Annotated in this window: 23 protein-coding genes; 9 read left to right on the top strand and 14 right to left on the bottom strand. The window is 42.8% G+C overall.

Going from position 1 to position 22,207, the window contains the following annotated elements; genetic code table 11:
• Positions 1–402, bottom strand: coding sequence for a DUF3302 domain-containing protein (locus L2730_RS01990; protein ID WP_248973055.1), 402 nt, complete (start codon positions 400–402; stop codon positions 1–3).
• 280 nt (positions 403–682) lie between these two features.
• Here L2730_RS01990 and purT point away from each other — a divergent pair, with 280 nt between their 5' ends.
• Positions 683–1,858: a formate-dependent phosphoribosylglycinamide formyltransferase gene (gene purT / locus L2730_RS01985; RefSeq protein ID WP_248973054.1), complete on the top strand. Its 1,176-nt coding sequence runs from the start codon at positions 683–685 to the stop codon at positions 1,856–1,858.
• An 88-nt stretch (positions 1,859–1,946) separates the two neighbouring features.
• Here the strand turns inward: purT and L2730_RS01980 are convergent, their stop codons facing one another.
• From L2730_RS01980 to L2730_RS01960, 5 genes are read right to left on the bottom strand one after another with little or no spacing between them, the layout of a single operon-like run.
• Positions 1,947–2,900, bottom strand: a complete 954-nt coding sequence (locus tag L2730_RS01980) for a D-2-hydroxyacid dehydrogenase (protein ID WP_248973053.1) — start codon at positions 2,898–2,900, stop codon at positions 1,947–1,949.
• Positions 2,901–2,920: 20 nt separating this feature from the next.
• A complete protein-coding gene (locus L2730_RS01975; RefSeq protein ID WP_248973052.1) occupies positions 2,921–3,532 on the bottom strand; it encodes an outer membrane beta-barrel protein in 612 nt (203 codons plus the stop codon).
• Positions 3,533–3,572: 40 nt separating this feature from the next.
• Positions 3,573–4,352 carry a co-chaperone DjlA gene (gene djlA, locus L2730_RS01970; protein ID WP_020914086.1) on the bottom strand — a complete coding sequence of 260 codons (780 nt, stop codon included), beginning with the start codon at positions 4,350–4,352 and terminating at the stop codon, positions 3,573–3,575.
• Positions 4,352–5,020, bottom strand: coding sequence for an N-acetylmuramate alpha-1-phosphate uridylyltransferase MurU (murU, locus tag L2730_RS01965; protein ID WP_248973051.1), 669 nt, complete (start codon positions 5,018–5,020; stop codon positions 4,352–4,354). Before murU ends, djlA begins: the two co-directional genes overlap by 1 nt.
• Positions 5,017–6,018: an aminoglycoside phosphotransferase family protein gene (locus tag L2730_RS01960; protein ID WP_248973050.1), complete on the bottom strand. Its 1,002-nt coding sequence runs from the start codon at positions 6,016–6,018 to the stop codon at positions 5,017–5,019. Before L2730_RS01960 ends, murU begins: the two co-directional genes overlap by 4 nt.
• 156 nt (positions 6,019–6,174) lie before the next feature.
• On the opposite strand from L2730_RS01960, the gene lptD reads away from it, so the two are divergent.
• The 7 genes from lptD to L2730_RS01925 all read left to right on the top strand — a co-directional run bounded on the left by lptD (position 6,175) and on the right by L2730_RS01925 (position 15,222).
• A complete protein-coding gene (gene lptD, locus L2730_RS01955; protein ID WP_248973049.1) occupies positions 6,175–8,499 on the top strand; it encodes an LPS assembly protein LptD in 2,325 nt (774 codons plus the stop codon).
• Positions 8,500–8,624: 125 nt separating this feature from the next.
• On the top strand, positions 8,625–9,929 hold the full coding sequence (gene surA / locus L2730_RS01950) for a peptidylprolyl isomerase SurA (protein ID WP_248973048.1): 1,305 nt from the start codon (positions 8,625–8,627) through the stop codon (positions 9,927–9,929).
• A gap of 5 nt (positions 9,930–9,934) precedes the next feature.
• Positions 9,935–10,918, top strand: coding sequence for a 4-hydroxythreonine-4-phosphate dehydrogenase PdxA (gene pdxA, locus L2730_RS01945; protein ID WP_248973047.1), 984 nt, complete (start codon positions 9,935–9,937; stop codon positions 10,916–10,918).
• A gap of 14 nt (positions 10,919–10,932) precedes the next feature.
• The gene (rsmA, locus tag L2730_RS01940; protein ID WP_248973046.1) at positions 10,933–11,745 is read left to right on the top strand and encodes a 16S rRNA (adenine(1518)-N(6)/adenine(1519)-N(6))-dimethyltransferase RsmA; all 813 of its coding nucleotides are present in this window, start codon (positions 10,933–10,935) and stop codon (positions 11,743–11,745) included.
• A 144-nt stretch (positions 11,746–11,889) separates the two neighbouring features.
• On the top strand, positions 11,890–12,270 hold the full coding sequence (gene apaG / locus L2730_RS01935; RefSeq protein ID WP_020914093.1) for a Co2+/Mg2+ efflux protein ApaG: 381 nt from the start codon (positions 11,890–11,892) through the stop codon (positions 12,268–12,270).
• A 15-nt stretch (positions 12,271–12,285) separates the two neighbouring features.
• Positions 12,286–13,110, top strand: a complete 825-nt coding sequence (locus L2730_RS01930) for a symmetrical bis(5'-nucleosyl)-tetraphosphatase (protein ID WP_248973045.1) — start codon at positions 12,286–12,288, stop codon at positions 13,108–13,110.
• A 90-nt stretch (positions 13,111–13,200) separates the two neighbouring features.
• Positions 13,201–15,222, top strand: coding sequence for a methyl-accepting chemotaxis protein (locus tag L2730_RS01925; protein ID WP_248973044.1), 2,022 nt, complete (start codon positions 13,201–13,203; stop codon positions 15,220–15,222).
• A gap of 282 nt (positions 15,223–15,504) precedes the next feature.
• Here the strand turns inward: L2730_RS01925 and L2730_RS01920 are convergent, their stop codons facing one another.
• The 7 genes from L2730_RS01920 to rplU all read right to left on the bottom strand — a co-directional run bounded on the left by L2730_RS01920 (position 15,505) and on the right by rplU (position 19,655).
• Positions 15,505–15,900: a DUF3718 domain-containing protein gene (locus tag L2730_RS01920; protein ID WP_248973043.1), complete on the bottom strand. Its 396-nt coding sequence runs from the start codon at positions 15,898–15,900 to the stop codon at positions 15,505–15,507.
• Positions 15,901–16,009: 109 nt separating this feature from the next.
• Positions 16,010–16,492, bottom strand: coding sequence for a type 3 dihydrofolate reductase (folA, locus tag L2730_RS01915; RefSeq protein WP_248973042.1), 483 nt, complete (start codon positions 16,490–16,492; stop codon positions 16,010–16,012).
• 21 nt (positions 16,493–16,513) lie between these two features.
• Positions 16,514–16,984, bottom strand: coding sequence for a threonine/serine exporter family protein (locus tag L2730_RS01910; protein ID WP_248973041.1), 471 nt, complete (start codon positions 16,982–16,984; stop codon positions 16,514–16,516).
• On the bottom strand, positions 16,981–17,742 hold the full coding sequence (locus tag L2730_RS01905) for a threonine/serine exporter family protein (protein ID WP_248973040.1): 762 nt from the start codon (positions 17,740–17,742) through the stop codon (positions 16,981–16,983). The genes L2730_RS01910 and L2730_RS01905 overlap by 4 nt, the downstream gene beginning before the upstream one ends.
• 26 nt (positions 17,743–17,768) lie before the next feature.
• A complete protein-coding gene (gene cgtA, locus L2730_RS01900) occupies positions 17,769–18,935 on the bottom strand; it encodes an Obg family GTPase CgtA (RefSeq protein ID WP_248973039.1) in 1,167 nt (388 codons plus the stop codon).
• Between the two features lie 138 nt (positions 18,936–19,073).
• On the bottom strand, positions 19,074–19,328 hold the full coding sequence (gene rpmA, locus L2730_RS01895) for a 50S ribosomal protein L27 (RefSeq protein WP_012154114.1): 255 nt from the start codon (positions 19,326–19,328) through the stop codon (positions 19,074–19,076).
• 15 nt (positions 19,329–19,343) lie between these two features.
• The gene (gene rplU / locus L2730_RS01890; RefSeq protein WP_020914101.1) at positions 19,344–19,655 is read right to left on the bottom strand and encodes a 50S ribosomal protein L21; all 312 of its coding nucleotides are present in this window, start codon (positions 19,653–19,655) and stop codon (positions 19,344–19,346) included.
• A gap of 280 nt (positions 19,656–19,935) precedes the next feature.
• On the opposite strand from rplU, the gene ispB reads away from it, so the two are divergent.
• Positions 19,936–20,907: an octaprenyl diphosphate synthase gene (ispB, locus tag L2730_RS01885; RefSeq protein ID WP_248973038.1), complete on the top strand. Its 972-nt coding sequence runs from the start codon at positions 19,936–19,938 to the stop codon at positions 20,905–20,907.
• A gap of 77 nt (positions 20,908–20,984) precedes the next feature.
• On the opposite strand, the gene mdh is transcribed toward ispB, so the two are convergent.
• A complete protein-coding gene (gene mdh, locus L2730_RS01880) occupies positions 20,985–21,920 on the bottom strand; it encodes a malate dehydrogenase (RefSeq protein ID WP_020914103.1) in 936 nt (311 codons plus the stop codon).
• Between the last annotated feature and the right edge of the window lie 287 nt (positions 21,921–22,207).

The following is a 22,207-nucleotide window of genomic DNA, read 5'->3' as shown; positions in this document are numbered from 1 at the left end:
TTACACTTTCCCCTCTGGCGTGATGTTGACTGCATCCACAACAGGAACGTTCGACTCAGAAGTAGTATTCACTCCTTCAACTACAGCTAACCGTTGTTCAAGTTTTCTAACGGTTTCAGTCAGGCCTTTAATTTCACTCTCTAGCACCTGTTCTTTCTCAACCACTTCGCTAAAACCCCACCCCCTATCTTCACGATAAAGCGTGGCCCAAATCCATAAAAACGGCCAAATGGCATGCAATGTGAACAAACTCACCCAACCAGCGATATGCAACGCATCTTGCTGCGGATGATTGCGTTTTTTAGCGATTTCATAGGGGATATCGTGAATTGCTATTACGCCGTAAAAAATAAAAATAGCGACAAAAAATATGATTCCTAACGCAAAGTAATCTAAAAACACAGCGCTCTCCTTAATTTGTTTTGATCACATCTATAACAGTCAGTCGAATACGAACATCTTGGCAACAAACTACTTACAAAGCTATATTTTTTTGAATTAAAACATTATATAAGCATAGGGTGTTTTTCCAAAACAGCGTGATCTGCCGCACGTTTATTATCAATGTGGCATTGCAAGCTTTAATGGCAAGGTAGACTAAAACCAATAATAAATAGTGCCCTGATGTTGTTTACATTGCAGCAAGGAGAGCATCCCTACAATTTAACCAAAGGTAAAAAAGATGATAGGTACTGCATTAAGTCAAAACGCTAAGCGCGCTATGCTGCTTGGATGTGGAGAGTTAGGTAAGGAAGTCGCCATTGAACTGCAACGCTTTGGTATAGAGGTCATTGCCGTTGATCGCTATCCAAATGCCCCTGCAATGCAAATTGCTCACCGCAGCTATGTGATTAATATGCTAGATGCCGAGGCGTTAGAGCAGGTCATCAACTTAGAAAAACCAGATTTGGTGATCCCTGAACTAGAAGCTATCGCAACCCAAGCATTGGTTGAACTAGAAGCCAAAGGAGTAAATGTAATCCCAACAGCCAAAGCAACACGGTTGACCATGGATAGAGAAGGCATACGCTGTTTAGCTGCTGAAACATTATCAATTCCAACTTCACCTTATTTCTTTTGCGATACCGAAAACGAATTTAGAAAGGCCATTAGCCAGATTGGTTTACCTTGTGTGGTAAAACCGGTAATGAGTTCATCAGGCAAGGGGCAAAGCGTGGTTCGAGATGAAGCTCAAATAGACTCGGCTTGGCAGTATGCCCAAGAAGGCGGCAGGGCTGGCGGTGGACGCGTTATTGTTGAGGGCTTTATCGCGTTTGATTACGAAATTACTCTACTAACAATTAGCGCCATAAACGGCATTCATTTTTGCGACGCTATTGGTCACCGTCAAGAGGGTGGTGATTATAGAGAATCATGGCAGCCACAAATTATGTCAGATGTTGTTAGAGCTAAAGCACAAGATATCGGTGAAAAAGTGGTAAAGGCACTTGGCGGCTATGGCTTGTTTGGTGTTGAACTGTTCATAAAAGGTGACGATGTCTACTTTTCAGAAGTATCACCTCGCCCCCATGACACCGGTATGGTGACTATGATCAGCCAAGACTTATCTGAGTTTGCACTGCATGTGCGGGCAATTTTAGGCTTGCCTATCAGTAATATTGTGCAACATGGTCCGAGTGCATCAGCGGTGATCTTAGCCAATGGTCAATCCACTAATATTCAATTTTCTGGAGTCGCTGAAGCGCTAGTAGAGCCCAATACTCAAATTAGACTATTTGGTAAACCAGAGATTGATGGCAGCAGACGACTCGGTGTTGCACTAGCCAGAGATAGCAGCATTGAAAAAGCAGTCGACAAAGCACTGACCTCTGCCAGTAAAGTTAACGTCATTCTTTAACAGCTTTGCTGAAGGTAGTTGGTTAAAACAGACAATAGGCTCTATATTTCTGCTGAGATACAGAGCCTTTTTTCAACCAATCATGCTACTAGTTCACCCTGTTAATTGTCTTTCCGGCTAAAAAAGCAATCAGGTTATTTACAGCAATATTTAACAAGTTTTGTCTTGCTTCAATGGTTGCCCAAGCATTATGCGGTGAAATAGTAATATTTGGCGCTGATAGCAGTGGATTGTCTGCTTGAGGTGGCTCGGTAGACAACACATCTACACCACAAAAAGCTATCTCCCCTTTTACCAAAGCATCAGCCAAAGCCACTTCATCAACTAGGCCGCCGCGAGCCGTGTTTATCAGCATAGCGCTACGTTTCATTTTGCTGAGCACGTCTTGATTAATGAACTTGTCAGTAGTCGTCGTTAATGGACAGTGCAATGACACTATATCCGCATGGGTAAATAACTCGTCCTGTGTTACCCAAGTGCAACCTATTGGTAGCTTAAGATTGGAGTGTCGAGTATTAACCACTACCTTCATTCCAAACGCTAGCGCGATTTGGGCGACAGTGCGGCCAATATCACCAAAGCCGATTAAACCTAGGGTTTTGCCTTTAAGTGATTGCAGCGGCGACAAGGTAAAACAAAAATCATCACTCGATGACCATCTCCCCTGCATAACAGCATCAGAGTGGCGAGCAACTTGCTGAGTGGCGTTTAGGATATGCGCAAATACCATTTGTGCAACAGCGTCAGGGCCGTAACCAGGAACATTGGTGACCACAATATCAAGTGCGCTAGCGGCATCGATATCAACCACATTTTTGCCAGTGGCAAGTACTCCAATATATCTAAGTTTGGGAAGCTGTTTTAAGGTCGCGGCATCAAGCACGGTTTTATTAGTGAACAACACCTCAGCATCTTTACTGCGTGCCAATACATCTTGCGCTGGAGTACGGTCAAAACAATCTAGCTCTGCTATCTCTTCAAGAGGCTGCCAGCTTAGATCACCAGGGTTTAATGCATATCCATCTAACACCACTATTCGCATCAATCATTCTCACGTTTCATTTAAAATTTAAAACTCGCGCCAATATTTGCTTGGCCTTGCCACATAATGTCTGATTGAATATTCCAGATACAACCTTGGCCACTACAAAAGAGTTCATTGTCTGCACTAATAAAAGTCGCGTAACCTTTTACTTCGGCAAATAATGACAATGCGTCAGTCGCTTGATATTCAACCCCTCCCCCTAAAGCAACCGAAAAACGAGTTTCGTTAGAATATTCACCACTGGGTCGTAGCTGGGTTAAACCAAGACTGGTCGTCACATAAGGTTTTACATTTTCGACAGGGAAATACAGGCTGCCACCAACATGAAAGTAGTCGACATCCATTTTAGAAATGATATTAGGACTAAAATTACCACTTGCGCGCAGATCAGTAGATTGGTGACTATATAGTAAATAAACATTACCAGGATCTTTTGTGGTAAAGCCGAGCATAACGCCATAGTTCTCAGATTCTGACAGCTTCACGGTGCCACTATCATCACCTTGAGTGCTGTAGACATCAAAATTGCTGGCGCCGAAACTATAACCTCCAAAAGGGGCAACATAGACTTCAGCAGCAGCGGGTAAGGAGCATAATCCGATCAATGCAAGTACTAGACTCTTTTTCATGACAGTTCCTTTTATTATTTTACTTTCACTAATTCAAGGCTTAACGCATACCTCTATCACTTTTAACCCTATCATAGGCGGCTTGAATATCCTGTGCTTTTGTTTTTGCCAGTTCCATCATTTCAGGTGGTAAGCCTTTGGCAACCAATTTATCGGGATGATGTTCATTCATCAACTTACGATAACCGCGCTTAATATCTTGGTCCGACATCGACTCTTTCATCCCCAACACGTCATAAGCATCTGCAACGGAGGTCTGGTGACCCGCCCCGCCCTGTTGATGGAAATTGAATTCAGCTTGCCATCTTGCCAACAGCTCATCGAGTTGCTTTTGACTAAAGCCTAACTCTTTTGCAATCGTCGATAAAATCGTGTGTTCTTTAGGATCCAGCTTCGCATCTGATAGTGCCGTTTGAATCTGGATCTCTAAGAACATTTGCAGTAGCTCTTTACGACCCATAGAAATCAATCTAAACGTCTTCAAACAGGCGTGAATATCGAAGTCACTCTCTTTACCTTCTCTAAAGGCAGCTTGCGCATCAGCTCTGGCATCGCCAGTGAGACGCATTTGATCCATCAGTGCATTTGCAATACGAATATCAATTTCTGTAACTTGACCAGACGCTTTTGCAACATGCCCCATGACAGCAAATGTGGTATTAAAAAATAGCGCTTGACGCTTACTGCTACTGCCTAAACCAGCTCTAGCACTTTGACGTCGGTCATACATATGCCCAAGCCACAAGCCAAAAATGGCACCGCCAAGGCGACCGAACATATAACCAATAATAAAACCAAAAACCTTACCCCAAATTCGCATTACATACCCTTTTGTGCTTCACGCTCTTCAATTTTTTCAAGACGTTCTAGCGTACCAACGTCACACCAATATGGAGCAAAGTGCTCTGCTGAAACTTTACCATTGCCCATCGCTTCTCGCAGTAATGGCCCGAGTGCAAAAGCTTGCTCGGCAATATTACCAAACAAAGCAGGATGGTATACTCCCATACCCGAAAAGGTGAACTTGTTCTCACCAAGCGCCGCAGCTTTACCTTCTATCAGTGCAAAATCGCCAGCGGGATGCTGTATAGGGTTATCAACCAGCCATAGATGTGCCAACTCCCCTTCACTCAATTCACTGATTTTTGGTAAAGTATCAATAAAGACATCACCATTAATAACAAAAAATGGCTTATCCCCAAGTAAGCTCAATGCCTTCTTTATCCCACCGCCGGTTTCCAGCGCTTGGGTTTCTTCGCTATAGCTAATTGTGAGTCCCCAAGTAGCACCATCTCCTAGCATAGATACTAGCTTATGACCTAGCCATGCATGATTTATCACCACCTCTTTAAAGCCCGCTTTAGCGAGCTTTTCTAAGTGGTAAACAATGAGAGGTTTCCCGGCAACTTCAACCAAAGGTTTAGGTATATGGTCAGTCAAGGGGCGCAGTCTTTCTCCACGCCCAGCGGCTAAAATCATTGCTTTCATGGTTTGCCCTTTACAGCAGGAATGATGACGTTTGCAATCCACTGGCTAAATTCAGCTAGTTCAGCGTAACGATTGGCAATATCACGAATATATTCCAAAGTTAACGGAATATCGGCCATATATGCTGGCTTATTATCTCTATAATTCAATCTAGCGAAGATCCCTGCAGCTTTGAGGTGCCGTTGCAGTCCCATAAGATCAAACCAACGTTGATATTGTGAGAAGCTCACGGCTGTAGATAACAACCCAGCCCCTAGCGCTTGCTTATAATGGAGTGACATTAACTGGTTAACACTCTGCTCAGGCCAACGAATATAACAGTCACGCAATAGTGAAACGGCGTCATAAGTCACAGGTCCTATCACCGCATCTTGGAAGTCAATCACCTTCAGCTCGCCATCTTGTAGCATGATGTTTCGACTGTGGTAATCTCGATGCATGCCAACTTGAGGCTGCTGTCTGACATTCTCAACTAAAATATCGAAAACATCATGAGTACGGGACTCAACTTCATCAATAGCTAATCCAAGATGGTGTACAGCAAGCCACTCGATAAAGATATTCAACTCTCGCAGCACAAATTCATCATCGTAAATAGGCAGTTCACCCTGTTCAGTTGTTGTCACTTTAGCAATATCAGTTAGCAGTAATAACGCTTTTTGATAGTATTCAGTCAAATTGCCAGCGGTCAGTACTGATAACAGCTGGGTATCACCAAGATCGCTAAGGAGCATAAAGCCCTGCTGAACATTGCTAGCAATCACTTTAGGAACAGGAATTCCTATAGCAGAATAACTTTCGGCTATTTGTATAAATGGCGTTATCGGTACTAGCTTTGGCGGCGAATCAACTACAATATAAGAAACTGAATCAACGATGACTCGAAAATATCGTCTGAAACTTGCATCCCCCGAAATAAGCGTCGGGGTGATATTTGAGCTAAAATATTGGTTTAGCCATGCATTTAACTGAATAAATCTAGGATCTGACAAGGGCACCTCATGGCTCTTAAGAAGAAATTGCTTTATTATAACGACAAAATGGAAACAGCTAAGCGATTGAAACAAATTATTTGGCTGAGTTGCCCAAGAAAGGGTGCAACTTTTCTCTTCTTCAATAGTCCAGACTAAGAAATCATAATTAATTGACCTAAGATGCAGATCCGTTATTTTCTGGCCTTGAGCCTGCTTCCCCAATTAGTCTTGGCAAATGACGCCAATACTGCAACTGTTGAAAGTTCGCAGTGTGTTATTGAGCCTCCAGTAAAACCGTACGTGCCGCTGTATGATTTAGACAGTCCAGCAGATCTTGAGCGTATCTCTATTATTTCTGACAGCTCCAAAGCACAGATGGGCAAACAAGCTCAATTCAGTGGTGATGTGAGTTTTAGTCAAGGCGGACGTAACATCTCTGCAGATGAGGCTATTTTAGATCAAGAGGCAGAAGAGTTAGCTGCCAACGGTAACTTGGTATTCCAAGATGAGTTATTCACGGTAACTGCTGACTCTTTGGTTGCAAAAATGCGCAGTAACAGTGCGACGCTACTTGGTGCACAATATTGGTTACACGGGCAACAAATCCATGGTGATGCTAATAAGCTGGAGATCACCAAAGAGAATAACTTGCTACTGTCTGAAACCAATTTCACTACCTGCCCAGCCGATAACCCTGCTTGGTTATTAGAAGCTGACAAGATAAAAATTGACAGCACTGAGGAGTGGGGAGAGATCTGGGACGCCAAGCTTAAAATTGGTGGTGTACCTGTTATGTATATTCCTTACATGACTATTCCAGTGTCAGATAAACGGAAATCAGGTTTTTTATTCCCATCGTTTAGTACAAGTACCACTAACGGTGTAGAGTTCGCCGTGCCTTATTATTGGAATATTGCGCCTGAGTTTGATCTTACCTTTACACCTAACTATATGTCTGCTCGTGGTTTGTATACCAAGACAGAGTTTAGATATCTCGCTGGTGAAAAGCAGCAAGGTCAATTGAACTTCGAATTTTTACCCGACGACGATAAGTTAACCAACAGTCCGAATCGTTATCTGTATCATTGGGAACATAGTGGCGCCATAGACAAGAATTGGCGCGTATTGGCTAACTACACTGATGTTTCTGATAATAACTACTTCAACGACCTCAACTCTGATGTCCAACGTGCGACAGATAACCAGTTAACTCGAATTGGTGAAATCAGTTATTTTGAAGAAAACTGGGATATAAGCGGCCGCGTGCAAGATATTAAAGTGCTTGGAGAGGAGGAAAAACCTTACCAAGTTATGCCGCAGTTTACCTTTAACTATCGCGCGCCTGAATATTGGAACGGTTTTGATATTAACTTGATGAGTGAAGTCACTAACTTCTCCCATCAAGACAGCGAATATTCAACCGCGACGCGTTTGCATATTGAACCGAGTATTTCATATCCGATTCATGGCCCAGCAGGTTCACTCACAAGTGAAGTCAAACTACTGCAAACCAATTATTGGCAAGATGACAACTCAAACCTGGCAAACTCGCCACTTGATGACACGGTAAACCGTACGTTACCGCAAGTTCGCATTCATGGTCAGATCAATTTCGAGCGCTTTACTGATTACTTTAATACTAATTATCGTCAGACCTTAGAACCACAATTCCAGTACCTCTATGTCGGCTATGAAGATCAATCAAACATCGGTATTTACGATACAGCTCAGTTACAAGAAGATTATAACGGCCTGTTTCGCGAACGTCGCTTTTCAGGCTTAGATCGAATAGCTGATGCCAATCAGTTTACTTTGGGTCTAACCACCAAGCTGTTTGACGAACAGAATAAAGAGATTTTCAAATTCAGCTTAGGCCAAATTTTATATTTGGAAGATAGCCGTGTAGGCATCAATGATGTCAACGGCAGTGCCGACACATTTGTTCAGGAGAACACCTCGAACTCAGCACTAGCCGCAGAGCTCAGCACCCAACTCTATGCCGATTGGTTCTTAAGTGGTTCGATTCAATACGATGCCAAAGAGAGCGAAAACAAAAAGAGTGAATTAACCGTTGATTACCGTCCAGGTAAAAATAAGCTATTACAGGCCAGTTATCGTTATGTGCCCGACTTACTCAATACCAATACCAATGAGTCCGTCGATATTAAGCAAGTCGGCTTTAGAGGTGCATGGCCAATTAACGACAACTTATACCTGGTTGGGAACTGGTATTATGACCTCAATGAGAGTCGCAGCGTAGAAACCTATACAGGATTTCAATATGAATCATGTTGCTGGGCAGTACGTTTGAGTTATCATTATCGAATTAAGACTAATTACGTTGACGAAGACAACCCAGTCAATGATACTCGAGAGCTATTTGAAAGCGGTGTTTACTTAAACTTCGTGATAAAAGGCCTAGGTGGTTCAGGTCCTTTAGGGGTTTCAGATATGCTTGACGATGGCCTATTTAACTATCGTAAACCGCTTTACTTGAAGAATTAGATAAACAAAATTAGCTAAAATGCTGAACCTAGCTGAAGACAAGCAGTCAAAGCAGGACAAAAGAATCATTAACACGGTATGTAAATACCGCAAATGACACTCATAAATGCCAAGGATTTTTGTGGATGAAACGCTGTAACAGATTGATTTTTGCTTTACTAACATTGGCGATGAGCCAAGTTGTTCACGCTGCGGTTGAACCGTTAGACCGAGTCACAGTACAAATTAATGAAGGCATCATTTTAGAAAGTGAAGTTGCAGGCATGGTTAAAACCATTAAAGCCAACGCTGCCAATGCTGGTCAGAAGCTACCGTCAGATACTGCGCTGCGCACGCAAGTTATTGAGCGCTTAATTCTTACTCGTCTGCAGATGCAGATGGCTGATCGTATAGGTCTGCATATTGGTGATCTGCAATTAGATCAAACCATCGCTAATATCGCCAAAGAACAAAACATTTCCGTTGAGGATATGAGAGCTCAGATTGAAAGTGACGGAACCTCTTTTGCCCAATACCGCGAGCAGCTCCGTGAAGAAGTGACGCTTGGCGAGATTCAACGTATTCAAGTTCAACGTCGTATCCAAGTTTCACCGCAAGAAATTAACAACCTAGTAAGTCTTATTAATGAGCAAGGCCTAAAAGACGTTGAGTTTCAGATAGGTCACATTCTGATTGATGTACCAAGTGATGCAACCAGCGCTCAACTTGAAGCTTCTAGTAAAAGAGCTGATGTAGTACTCAAACGTCTTAAAGATGGTGATGACTTTAGAAGCATTGCCATTGCAGCCTCTTCAGGCCCAAAAGCGCTAGAGGGTGGTATTTGGGATTACATGAACATCAATGAAATGCCAACCTTATTTGCCGAAGTCGTCAATGATGCGAAAGTTAATGATATCATAGGCCCTATCAAAAGCGGGGCAGGTCTTCATATCCTCAAAATAATGGATGCTAGAGGTTTGCAAACCCAAGAGATCGAAGAAGTTAAATCTCGTCATATTCTCTTAAAACCGTCTCCGATCCTTTCAGAGGAACGAGCGAAAGGCATGATGGATAGATTCTTAGCTCAGATCCTTTCAGGCGAAGCTAAATTCGAAGACATTGCACGCCAGTATTCAGAAGACCCAGGTTCAGCAGTAAAAGGTGGTGAATTGGGCTGGGCAGATCCAAATGTTTGGGTTCCTGCATTTAAACAAGCCTTGAACTCTCTTAAAAAAGGCGAAATCAGTGAGCCATTCCGCTCTACTCACGGCTGGCACATTGTTCAGCTTGAAGACCGACGCACCACAGATGCTACCGAACAATTTAATACAAACCGCGCTCACCAGTTAATCTATCGTCGTAAGTTTAACGAAGAGTTACAGAATTGGTTAGATGAAATGCGTGCTGAAGCATTTATTGATATTTTCGAGCCGGAACCAAATCGAGGTTAACCATATTGTCGACTAAACGAATCGCTATCACGCCGGGTGAACCGGCGGGGATAGGACCAGATTTAGTGATCCAACTAGCTCAGCAGGCTTGGCCTGCTGAGCTAGTTGTTTGTGCTGATCCTGAATTGCTGCAAGCTCGAGCCAAAAAACTTGGCCTAGCTATTCAATTACGCCCTTACCAACCGAACCAACCACCTAAAGCGCAAGAAGCCGGTACGCTTACAATTGTACCTTTTGCTTTAGAAAGTGAAGTGGTATGCGGCAAACTAGATGAACAGAATAGCCACTATGTTGTTGATACTCTGCGTTTCGCAGGAGAAAAAAACATGGTCGGCGAATTTGATGCTGTAGTTACAGGTCCGGTACATAAAGGAATAATCAACCAAGCGGGGATCCCGTTTAGTGGCCACACCGAGTTTTTCGCCAATCAGGCAAACTGCCAAGATGTGGTAATGATGTTAGCAGCCCCTGGGTTGCAGGTTGCATTGGTGACGACGCATATTCCGCTAGCGTATGTTTCAAAAGCCATTACGCGCGATCGCTTACATCAAATAGTTAAAATTCTTCATAAGGATCTGGTCGAGAAATTCGCCATTCCCAACCCGAGAATTTATGTCTGCGGCCTAAACCCACATGCAGGGGAAGATGGTCATTTAGGCAGAGAAGAGATTGATACAATTATCCCTGCACTTGAAGAGTTAAGAGCGCTGGATATGGATATTATCGGTCCGCTACCAGCAGACACATTGTTTCAACCTAAATACTTAGAAGATGCAGACGTAGTACTCGCAATGTACCACGATCAAGGCCTTCCAGTACTAAAAGCTAGAGGTTTTGGCAGTTCAGTCAATATTACTCTAGGATTACCCTACATAAGAACATCGGTCGACCACGGTACGGCCCTAGAGCTTGCAGGCACCGGCTCCGCTGATATTGGTAGTTTTGTCTGTGCATTAAATAGAGCCATTGATTTGGCCGCAAAGAATTAGTGAAAAGTTAACCCATGAGTAATAAAGTACATTTAGGCCATACCGCTAGAAAACGCTTCGGTCAGAATTTCTTGACCGACGAAAATGTGATCAATCGTATTGTAGGTGCAATATCACCTGACAATGAGCACGTAATGGTAGAGATTGGTCCCGGCCTTGCAGCGCTTACAGAGCCAGTGGCTAGTGGCATCGACAAATTAACCGTTGTAGAGCTAGATAAAGACTTGGTTGAGCGCCTGAAAACTCATCCAACGCTAAAAGATAAGCTTGAAATCCATCAAGGTGACGCCTTGAATTTTGATTTTAAGCAACTTGTTCGTGAAGATATGCAGATGAAAGTGTTTGGTAATCTGCCATATAATATCTCTACTCCGTTAATGTTCCATCTTTTCGAGTTTGCCCAGTACATCGAAAATATGCACTTTATGTTGCAAAAAGAGGTTGTACTCAGACTATCGGCGAGCCCAGGAACAAAAGCCTATGGCCGCTTAACCGTCATGGCGCAATATCACTGTCAAGTCATGCCTGTGCTAGAAGTACCACCTGGTTGCTTCACTCCACCGCCAAAAGTCGACTCAGCAGTTGTACGTTTAGTTCCTTATAAGACAAAGCCTTTCCCATGTAAGGATGTTGAAGTCTTGAGGCATTTAACCACTACAGCATTTAATATGCGTCGTAAAACGTTGCGAAATAACCTCAAGCACATGTTATCTGACGAAGAGTTCGCACAACTTGAGATAGACTCTACCTTGCGACCAGAGCAGATTAGTGTGCAGCAATACGTTGCTATGGCAAACCTGTTTATTGATAAGCAGGCTAAATCATAAACAGCACTAATCATCAAAGTATTTATAAAGGGCATATATTTGCCCTTTTATTTTGAGTCGCACTTGCCAACGTTGCTATCTATTCATTAAAAGTCACATTAATATGTCGATACACTTTGTTGATTTTGATCTCTGAGGCTACAGATGAACCAACGCTTGTCCCCGATAAAAGTTGAAGTTAAGACTGAATATATTGAAGCGCAATCGACACCAGATGAAGAGAAATATTTATTCAGTTATACCATCACCATAATCAACCTAGGTGATCAAGATGTCACTTTAAAAAGTCGCTACTGGTGCATTACAGATGCAAATGGACAACAAAGTGAAGTTGAAGGTGCAGGCGTTGTCGGTGAAACTCCAACGATAAAACCCAATACAGCCTATCAGTACACCAGCGGAACCGTTCTAGAAACTCCATTTGGAGTAATGGAAGGCAACTACACCATGATTAAGAGTAACGGCGAAGAGTTCAAAGCACCAATATCAGCATTTAGCCTTGCTGTACCAGGCTTACTTCATTAAGGGTTATACCGTTACATGGCAAATTACTTTGTAGGTGATATTCAGGGATGCTTTGACGAACTAAAATTAGTTCTCGATAAAGTAGCATTTAATCCATCAATCGATTGTTTGTGGACTGTAGGCGACCTAGTCGCACGTGGTCCAGGGTCTTTACAAACCCTGCAATACCTTAAAGCATTATCAGGCTCAGCGAAGGTGGCACTCGGTAATCATGACCTGCACTTACTTGCAGTTCATGGAAAGCTAAAACGAGCTAACCCTAAAGATCAGTTAGATGAACTGTTACACTCTCAGGAAATTGGAAAGCTAATTGATTGGTTACGACTGCAACCACTCTACCAAGAACATTCTGAACAAAACATCATCATGACTCATGCTGGAGTCCCTCCAAACTGGGATCTACATACCCTAAAAGAACAAGCAGGTAATGTTTCTAAAGCGCTACAACAAGAAGATTATTTAACCTGCTTAATCGCAAAAATGTATACCAACTCAGTGGCTAGTTGGAATGAGGAACTATCGGATCTCGATAAAAAAATCTACACCATAAATGCGCTTACTCGGATGCGATACATCTATGCAGATGGCCGTTTAGATTTTGACTGCAAACTACCAATAGAACAATGTAATAACCCACAGTTATCGCCTTGGTTTGCCCATAAAGCAAAACTACGCCTAACCCATACGCTAGTCTTTGGTCATTGGGCCGCAATTATGGGCAAAGTCAGTTCACCTAAACTACAAGCTCTAGACACCGGTTGTTGCTGGGGAGAGCACCTAACATTATGGCATGCGGAGTCAGATCAAAAAATAACTCAAAATAGGTTAAAAAAGAGTTAAACTATCTGCGAAATTGGTCGATATAATTTATAGCGTGCCTTCCAATGTAGTGTTGTCATCTGGAATAATATAATAATAAATGGAGCTTCTATGAAATTAAATGTAGCAACTAGAGTGATTGGAGGCTTCGCATTTGTCACCTTTCTACTCATCGTTTTAGGCGCCGCATCGTGGTTTACCAATAGTAAGCTCAAAACTAGCACAACCCTACTGCAAGAGCTTAGTTTGCCGGCTCTAGAGTCAAGTAATCGCCTGTCTCACACACTCTCTAAACAAGAGAAACAAGTATTAGTGGCTTATCACAGCCCGGATAGCAATGCCGTACCAGCGATAAAGTCGCAATTTAAAACCGCAAGTAACACATTTTCACAAGAACTCAACCAACTTACGGCGTTAGTCAGTAACAGAAGCGATTTTAGCCAAGTCATTAACAAACTAAAAAGCAGCTACAACAGCTTTAAGAACCAAAGCGAAAACATGATTAGCACTCACGAAAGTGCACTGCAAACTCAAGCAAGAATTAAAAACAGATATGATGATGTTGAAGTAGCAGTTGATGATAGCGCATCACTACTGTTAGATCTTATCGATTTTGAGCTTAGCGAAGATGTCATTAAGCAGGAAATTGCAGCCACTGCCAGTACACTTGATTCAAGCCTAAGCAGCATCGTCAGCACTAGCTTTGATTTAATTGGTACCACTGAAAAATCTAAATTTAATACCATCTCAAAAGAACTCGACTATATTGTCAGCGACACCAAGAGCAGGCTGAAGTATGTGACTAATCACTGGGAAGGTGTTGTTGAACAAGAACTGATTGATGAAATCAATACAGAAGCGTCTAAAGTCTTTGCCCTTGTCAAAGGTAGCAACTCCCTTATTTCGATGAAAGCCAACGAGATAGAATTAAATAGTAAAGCATCGCAACTGTTAAGCTCAGTCCAGAAACAGGCAAGCGACGTGAATAAGCAGATGGCGAACCTCACCTCGACAATTGAGGCTATCTCTAAAGAGGTCAGCAACAACGCAATAAAAGATATCGATAATGCCAGCATACAAACATTATTGTTGGTTCTCATCGCGATAGTCGTGGCGATTGTCGTAAGTTTTGCTGTAGTTCGTCCTCTTAAACGTTCTTTGGACAAAATTAATCACGCCCTCAATGTATTAGCCTCTGGCGATCTCACCCATAAGCTTGATGATAGCGGCCATGATGAGTTTGCTAAGCTTTCAGGTAACTGTAATAAACTGGTCGACAGTTTACGCTCCTTAATCCAAGGGATCCTAGATCGCTCAGATCAACTCGCTGCGGCAGCAGAAGAGACATCTGCGATTACCGCACAAACGACGGTAAGCATTCAAGAGCAAAAGAGTCAGGTAGATCAAGTTGCTACTGCAACTACTGAGCTTAGCTCAAGTGCTCTGCAAGTTACTGCTAGTGCTGATGAAGCCCTAAGCCAAATAAAAGCAGCTGATGACGAAAGTCGACACATGCGCCTAATTGCTGATGAAAACAAACGTACTATTCTTGCCCTAGCCGATGAAGTATCAAAGGCTGGAGTTGTGATCAATAAAGTCCATGCAGACAGTGCATCAATTGGCTCAATATTGGATGTAATTAGGGCAATCGCAGAGCAGACAAACTTACTGGCATTGAATGCCGCTATTGAAGCTGCACGAGCAGGGGAACAGGGCCGAGGTTTTGCCGTTGTCGCTGATGAAGTTCGTAGTCTGGCCTCTAGAACCCAAGATTCAACTCAAGAGATCCAGCAGATGATTGAGGTGCTCCAACAGGGTACTCAAGAAGCTGTTGCGGTAATGGAGCTTGGTCGTTCACAAGCAAGCTCATGCGTCGATAAAACTGAGCAGGCTAACATTGCACTAGAGAGTATTAGTAATGCGGTGCACCAAGCACATGACTCAGGTACCCACATCGCACATGCGGCACAAGAGCAGAACTTAGTTAGCCAGCAAGTTTCGGAGAAGCTGGAACACATTGCCGCTATTTCAGAAGAAACATCTACAGGCGCAGATCAAACTGCGCAATCTAGCCATCAAGTTGCCCAGCTTGCTGAAGAGCTTCAAGCTTCAGTGAAAGAGTTTAAAGTCTAAATTCTTTTTCTGATAGAAACGAATAAAAAAGGGAGCCATTACGGCCCCCTTTTTTATTTGCTTGTCCCCAATCAATCTATTTATTTACCGATAAAACTAAGTTCGAGTTAGCATTAAATGCCTCTTGAACTCGAAGTTATAGATTAAAGAACTTATTATTCATTTGAAATACGAGTAGATGGCCTTTTTATACTAAGGTAAAACTCTACTCATATTAAATTTTAGGTAAAAAAATACTGGGGTTAACCCAGTATTTTTATTTGCACAATTAAGTACTGGAAATTAACCGCCAGAGATACGGCTCTTAATTGCCGAGGTTATTTCACTACCTGCATGTCCGTTACTTTCAGCCCATGCAATAATAGTCTGTCCATCGGCTTCTGCTTTACCAAGATCCGACACTGGTAATCTTTTAGCGACGAATGTACCTACTGCATTAGAACCGCTTTTCATAGCGACTCTTAATAAACTGTCACCATTACATGAAACACCGTCATAAATATTTCGCAGCTTAACTCGGCTTTCTTTTAGTTTTTTACGAAGACGGTTTTTATCGTCGCTAACAACGTAGTTACAAATATTTGCAGCAAGTTGGTCTTGGTTAGCTAACGCCGGGGATGAAATCGATATTGAAGATGCCACAAATAGTGTAGCGATGCTCATGGATAGCAAGCGCATCAGACACTCCTTACTCTTTTAGTTTTTATTTATTGTATTAAGAAAGCACAATTAGTTAATAACGCGCTTTCTTAATCATCGTTACAGGGTACTAAACAACCCTATTAATTTAACACTTTTTAACTAATTTGATAAAGCTATATTCCAATTGTTTATCATTTTTAGCTACATCTCTCGATACTTCCAACCAAGAACCATCGTCCCAATCAGGAAAATAGGTATCTCCTTCGACATCAAGCGAGATTTCAGTTAAATATAAAATATCCGATTTTTCGAGTAGTTCAGCATAAAGTTGCCCTCCTCCCATGATAATCAGCTCTTCACAATCGCCAGCTGCAATTTTTGCATCTTCAAAACTGGTGACAGTAGTTACACCTTCAATGTTTAGATCAGCTTGGCGGCTAATGACAATATTATGTCTACCAGGCAACGGCCGACCTATAGACTCATAGGTTTTACGCCCCATTACAACGGGTTTACCTAAAGTTAACGCCTTAAAATGACGAAGATCTTCTGGCAAATGCCAAGGCATTTTGTTGTCTTTACCAATAACCCGGTTGTTCGCCATTGCGGCAATCATAGCAATTTTCAAAACAGTTCCCTCTTAATGTTGTTAGATAACTGGACGCGAGCGAAAATAAAGCAGTCCAGGCATGGCAAGACCTACAGATAATGCGCCAAGAATAAATACAGTTTTAAGTCCGTTACTGATAACTTCTGACGTCAGTTCAGGACTCACATGCGATTGAGCAGTCAACTGGACAAGCGCAATAACAGTATTAAATGCGTACGTCCCAGGGATCATTGGAATGATAGCCGCCACAGCATACATTAATGGAGGGGCTAAATGTCTTTTAGCAAAACCAATAGTAACAATCCCTACAAGCGCTGCCGCCAAAAAAGTGGCCCATTCTATAGGTAAACCAGCACTAAGCCATAAAGTACGGCTACCATGCCCTAATGCCCCTGCAAGTGCGCAAAAAGGCAAGAAACGACGTGGAACATTAAACACCATAGCAAAGCCCACTGCAGGGATAGCAGAAAACACCGCATCATTTAGCATTGCTAAAATAAGAGACATCATAAAAACAAGCCACCAATCTGCATTGCCATGGTAATACCGATAACAGACGCAAGTGTTAACAAGGTCGCATGGCCCCAGCGGGAAATCCCTACATTTAAATGGCCCTTTACCATATCCGAAATAGCGTTAATCATCGGAAATCCTGGCACCAGCATTAATACACTAGCCGCCATCGGTAATTTAGGTGTTTCAGTGAGATCAAATTGAAAGCCGGTTTGCGCGATAATAGTAGTCACAAAAGCTGTAACACTAAAGTTCAGTAGCAGATTGAAATGTCGTTTTGCTATCGACAACCTAACAAACATGCCAATCGCTGAAGCCATAAAGGTGATTACGCAAGCAGCAATGTCTCCGCCAAACAGATGACAAAAGCTTGCACAGGACAAGCCGATCATAGGTACAACGTACTTTGCTGGATATGTTTTAGGCTCAATGCGAGCGACACGCTTACGCACTTCATTCAAGCCGTAGATCCCCTTCTCGGTCAATAGACAAATACGCTGAAGTTCACATACTATGGTCATATTGATCCCGTGCTCACGGGTTCGTCGGGTAGTCGTTATACAGCGCCCATGAACTAGGCTAGTTAAAACGAGGGAGTTTGAAGAGATCGAGATTTCAACACTAACAAGGCCTAGCGCATAGCCTAGGCGCTGACTAATCTCTTCAACAAGTTCAGAGTCAGCACCATAAGCTAAAAGAAGTTGAGCAACCCTAACAACTTGACGTGTAATATCATTTTGTGTGTCAGCGTACAATTCTCAACGTCCTTAACTGAAACTATCTATCTTTGATAGATAACCTCAACGTCATAATCATCATCATCGTAATCATCGTCATCATGATCATCGACATAATCTTCATTAACTGATTCGTTGGCATTTTGGTGGTAGTTATCCCACTTAAACTCAACTTCCGCTTCAACGTCAACTTCCTCTTCAGGAGGTAGCGTAGCAATAAAGTCCAAAAGTTTAAGCGCGAGTTCGGCAGTGCCTTCACGGTTATAAGCAGAGATAGTAAAGACTTCACCGTCCCACTCAAGCTCTTCGACAACCTTATCGATTTTCTGCTGCAGCTCTTCTTCAAGCATTAGATCGGCTTTATTGATCACTAACCAACGTGGCTTGCCTGCAAGCTTTGGAGAATGTTTCTCTAGTTCACCGACAATTGCACGTGCCGAATCAACTGGACTACTGCCATCAATCGGCTCGATATCCAAGATATGCAGCAGTACACGACAGCGCTCTAAGTGTTTCAAAAACTGAACACCTAGACCTGCGCCATCTGCCGCACCTTCGATAAGGCCGGGAATGTCAGCAATCACAAAACTCTGACCCGGTCTTGGGTTAACAACCCCAAGGTTGGGAACCAAAGTTGTGAATGGGTAGTCGGCTACTTTCGGCTTTGCTTTTGAGACAGAACGAATAAAAGTAGACTTACCTGCATTAGGCATCCCCAACAATCCCACATCAGCAAGTAGCATCAGCTCAAGTCTCAAACTACGCACTTCGCCATCGGTACCAAGCGTTTTCTGTCTTGGGGCACGGTTAGTACTACTCTTGAAACGAGTATTACCTAAACCATGAAAACCGCCTTTAGCCACAAGCATTTTCTGACCATGCGTGGTTAAATCACCAAGAGTCTCTTCTGTCTCAGCATCTACAGCTCTTGTACCAACAGGCACTTTAAGCACGAGATCTTCACCACCATGACCGGTACAGTCACGACCACGGCCATTTTTACCGCGTTCGGCATTATGGAAGCGTTCAAACTGATAGGTAATTAACGTGTTAAGGTTTTCGTCAGCCTGCAGATAAACACTGCCGCCGTCGCCACCATCACCGCCATCAGGACCACCATCAGGAACATATTTTTCACGTCTAAAACTGACGCAACCACTGCCACCATTACCCGCTTCTACACGGATAGTCGCTTCATCGACAAACTTCATACCAACTCCTGGCACCACAGAATGAAAGAATTATACTCTTAACGATTCTAGTCGCCAAAACACAATTTACTTAATATTAAAAAAAACAAAGCCCCACCAATGGCGGGGCTTAGTATCAATCTTAGCTGAAGCTAAAGATTAATCTTCAATGCTGATGAACTTGCGGTTCTGTGGACCTTTAACTTCAAACTTCACTTTACCATCGGTAAGTGCGAATAAAGTGTGGTCACGACCGATACCAACATTAACACCAGCGTGGAATTTAGTACCACGTTGACGAACGATGATGTTACCAGCTAGAACTGATTCACCGCCAAAGCGCTTTACACCAAGACGTTTACTTTCTGAATCGCGGCCGTTACGAGTAGAACCGCCAGCTTTTTTATGTGCCATGAGTTAGACTCCTAATTAAGCGCTAATAGCTGTAATTTTAACTTCGGTGAACCATTGACGATGGCCCATCTTCTTATCGTGGTGCTTACGACGACGGAACTTAACAATAGTTACCTTCTCCGCACGGCCATGGCTAACTACTTCAGCAACAACCTTACCACCTTCAACTAAAGGTGCACCTACGTGTACAGTCTCACCATCAGCAACCAAAAGAACTTGATCAAACTCGATAGTTTCGCCTGTAGCGACTTCTAATTTTTCTAAACGAACTGTATGACCGGCTTCAACGCGATGTTGCTTGCCGCCACTTTGAAAAACAGCGTACATAGCTATTTTACTCCGATATTTCTAACACGCCGCTCAAAACATAATAGATTGATGCAGGGGTGCTATAAAAGCTTTAATGACAATGGTCGCGGAGTTTACGCTAAGAACCCGCATCTGACAAGTGCTAATTGAATAAGAATAAAAAAAGACCCAAATAACTCTCACAATTACCGACAACTACTGTCTTGCAGCTCAAATTTAGGTAGAATCCTTCTATTATAACATTTATGTCTAAAATGAGCTGCTGATTGTCATTGTAGCCAACAAATAGAGCCTATTTATGGATTTGAACGCCATTCGTCAATTGGCTGATAGCGATATGCAAGCTGTCAACCAACTGATCTATAAACAACTAGAGTCTGATGTAGCCCTAATTAACCAGTTAGGCTTTTACATTATTAACGGTGGCGGTAAACGCTTAAGACCTTTATTGTCAATTTTAGCCGCTAGAGCGATCGACTATAACGGTGAGTCTCACCTAAAATTGGCTGCTATTATTGAGTTTATTCATACCGCATCATTGCTACACGATGACGTAGTTGATGAATCAATGCTGCGTCGTGGCAGAGAAACGGCCAATGCCCTTTTTGGCAATAGTGCGAGCGTGCTGGTCGGTGACTTTCTATATACCCGCTCATTTCAGATGATGACAGAGCTAAAAAGTCTTGAAGTACTCGAGATCCTAGCTGATGCCACCAATGTCCTCGCTGAAGGGGAAGTCTTACAATTAATGAATTGTAACGACCCTGACACAACAGAAGACAGCTATATGCGTGTCATCTATTGTAAGACAGCAAAACTGTTTGAAGCCGCTACACGTTTAGCAGGCCTGTTAGCAGAAAGCTCAGAAGAGGTGCAAACGGCACTTGCTGAATACGGCAAGTTCTTAGGCACTGCTTTCCAGTTGACCGATGATCTTCTTGACTACACAGCTGAAACAGAAGAGCTAGGCAAAAACATAGGGGATGACTTAGCAGAAGGTAAACCGACACTGCCGCTAATTTTCGCCATGGCTAATGGCAGCGACACTGAAAAAGCCTTGATTAGAGAAGCGATCGAGAAAGGTGACGGCACAGAGCACATCGAAGTTATTTTGAGTGCACTAAAAAGCTGTGGCGCACTTGAGTATACTGAGCAACGTGCTATTGAAGAGTCAAATAAGGCTATCTCAGCATTAAGCATACTGCCTGAGTCAGAATATAAAACAGCGTTAGTATCGCTGGCTAAAATTGCGGTACAACGCAACCACTAGTATTCCTGCTTATCAAAACAAAAACGGAGCCAATTGGCTCCGTTTGGCTTTAAGCAACTAACTTCTAAAAAATAGAGTTACTTAACAAACTCAATACCTAAATCGATATCAGCTTTTAGTGTGTCTAACATTGCATCACGAGCATTCGCTTCAAATGCGCTAACATCGCCGTATGCAAGTACTTGTTCAACGCCGTTCTTACCTAGAACTACAGGCTGTGCGAAGAACTCAGCATGCTCGCTGCCACCATCGACATAGGCACACTCAACAACGTTTGCTTCACCTTGCAGGCCACGCACTAGAGACAAACCGAAACGACACGCCGCTTGACCCATAGAAAGTGTTGCGCTTCCGCCACCGGCTTTAGCTTCAACCACTTCAGTACCCGCATTTTGGATACGTGTTGTTAGTGCTGCAACTTCTTCGTCAGTAAAGCTAACGCCTTCGATTTGAGAAAGAAGCGGAAGAATTGTCACACCACTATGGCCACCGATAACGTTAACTTTCACGTCAGCAACGTTCAAACCTTTTGCCGCAGCAACGAAAGTTTCAGAGCGGATAACATCAAGGGTCGTGACACCAAATAAACGGTTTTTATCATATACGCCTGCTTTCTTAAGTACTTCAGCAGCAATCGCTACCGTGGTATTTACAGGGTTAGTAATAATACCGATAAGCGCTTTAGGGCTTGTTGCTGCACACTTTTCAACGAGGTTACGTACGATACCTGCATTGATGTTGAATAGATCCGAACGATCCATACCAGGCTTACGTGCAACACCAGCAGAAATTAGCACTACATCTGCACCTTCAAGTGCAGCGGTAGGATCTTCACCAGCAAATCCTTTTACTTCAACGTCAGTTGGTATATGGCTTAAGTCAACCGCAACACCAGGTGTTACAGGAGCAATGTCATAAAGCGATAATTTAGAACCAGCAGGTAATTGAGTTTTTAATAGTAGGGCAAGCGCTTGGCCAATACCGCCAGCAGCACCAAGTACAGCAACTTTCATAGTTATCTCCGTCAATTCTTGGATTTTTGTGATTTAGATCTGTTTTTCTAATGGCGCAACAGTACTGGATTCACAACAAAAATTCAATTATCCCTTAGTCGTGTTCAATCTACTTTAGATTCACTTTTCAGTATGCAATCACATTCAGAGCCCAGCCCGCCTAGCTTTGGGCAAGTTACATCTTCGAAATAGACAGACTAAAAAAATTAGAATTTATACTCTACACCCTAACTCACAACTAAAAACACACTTACCCTATGAATTTTTATTCAATAAAACGAATAACA

The organism is Shewanella kaireitica, assembly GCF_023284045.1.
In the GTDB taxonomy this organism is placed as follows: Bacteria; Pseudomonadota; Gammaproteobacteria; order Enterobacterales; family Shewanellaceae; genus Shewanella; species Shewanella kaireitica.
The sequence above is the reverse complement of the archived record's forward strand: the minus strand, read 5'-3'. Positions and strand labels throughout refer to the sequence as shown.

What these genes read in the sequence shown, in the direction of transcription:
- L2730_RS01930 (WP_248973045.1), top strand. Translation starts at nt 12,286, where the DNA reads ATGGCAAATTACTTTGTAGGTGATATTCAGGGATGCTTTGACGAACTA.
- cgtA (WP_248973039.1), bottom strand. Translation starts at nt 18,935, where the DNA reads ATGAAGTTTGTCGATGAAGCGACTATCCGTGTAGAAGCGGGTAATGGT.
- L2730_RS01920 (WP_248973043.1), bottom strand. Translation starts at nt 15,900, where the DNA reads ATGCGCTTGCTATCCATGAGCATCGCTACACTATTTGTGGCATCTTCA.
- L2730_RS01910 (WP_248973041.1), bottom strand. Translation starts at nt 16,984, where the DNA reads ATGATGTCTCTTATTTTAGCAATGCTAAATGATGCGGTGTTTTCTGCT.
- lptD (WP_248973049.1), top strand. Translation starts at nt 6,175, where the DNA reads ATGCAGATCCGTTATTTTCTGGCCTTGAGCCTGCTTCCCCAATTAGTC.
- rsmA (WP_248973046.1), top strand. Translation starts at nt 10,933, where the DNA reads ATGAGTAATAAAGTACATTTAGGCCATACCGCTAGAAAACGCTTCGGT.
- rpmA (WP_012154114.1), bottom strand. Translation starts at nt 19,328, where the DNA reads ATGGCACATAAAAAAGCTGGCGGTTCTACTCGTAACGGCCGCGATTCA.
- apaG (WP_020914093.1), top strand. Translation starts at nt 11,890, where the DNA reads ATGAACCAACGCTTGTCCCCGATAAAAGTTGAAGTTAAGACTGAATAT.
- rplU (WP_020914101.1), bottom strand. Translation starts at nt 19,655, where the DNA reads ATGTACGCTGTTTTTCAAAGTGGCGGCAAGCAACATCGCGTTGAAGCC.
- djlA (WP_020914086.1), bottom strand. Translation starts at nt 4,352, where the DNA reads ATGCGAATTTGGGGTAAGGTTTTTGGTTTTATTATTGGTTATATGTTC.
- ispB (WP_248973038.1), top strand. Translation starts at nt 19,936, where the DNA reads ATGGATTTGAACGCCATTCGTCAATTGGCTGATAGCGATATGCAAGCT.
- L2730_RS01925 (WP_248973044.1), top strand. Translation starts at nt 13,201, where the DNA reads ATGAAATTAAATGTAGCAACTAGAGTGATTGGAGGCTTCGCATTTGTC.
- L2730_RS01980 (WP_248973053.1), bottom strand. Translation starts at nt 2,900, where the DNA reads ATGCGAATAGTGGTGTTAGATGGATATGCATTAAACCCTGGTGATCTA.
- surA (WP_248973048.1), top strand. Translation starts at nt 8,625, where the DNA reads ATGAAACGCTGTAACAGATTGATTTTTGCTTTACTAACATTGGCGATG.
- purT (WP_248973054.1), top strand. Translation starts at nt 683, where the DNA reads ATGATAGGTACTGCATTAAGTCAAAACGCTAAGCGCGCTATGCTGCTT.
- mdh (WP_020914103.1), bottom strand. Translation starts at nt 21,920, where the DNA reads ATGAAAGTTGCTGTACTTGGTGCTGCTGGCGGTATTGGCCAAGCGCTT.
- L2730_RS01975 (WP_248973052.1), bottom strand. Translation starts at nt 3,532, where the DNA reads ATGAAAAAGAGTCTAGTACTTGCATTGATCGGATTATGCTCCTTACCC.
- murU (WP_248973051.1), bottom strand. Translation starts at nt 5,020, where the DNA reads ATGAAAGCAATGATTTTAGCCGCTGGGCGTGGAGAAAGACTGCGCCCC.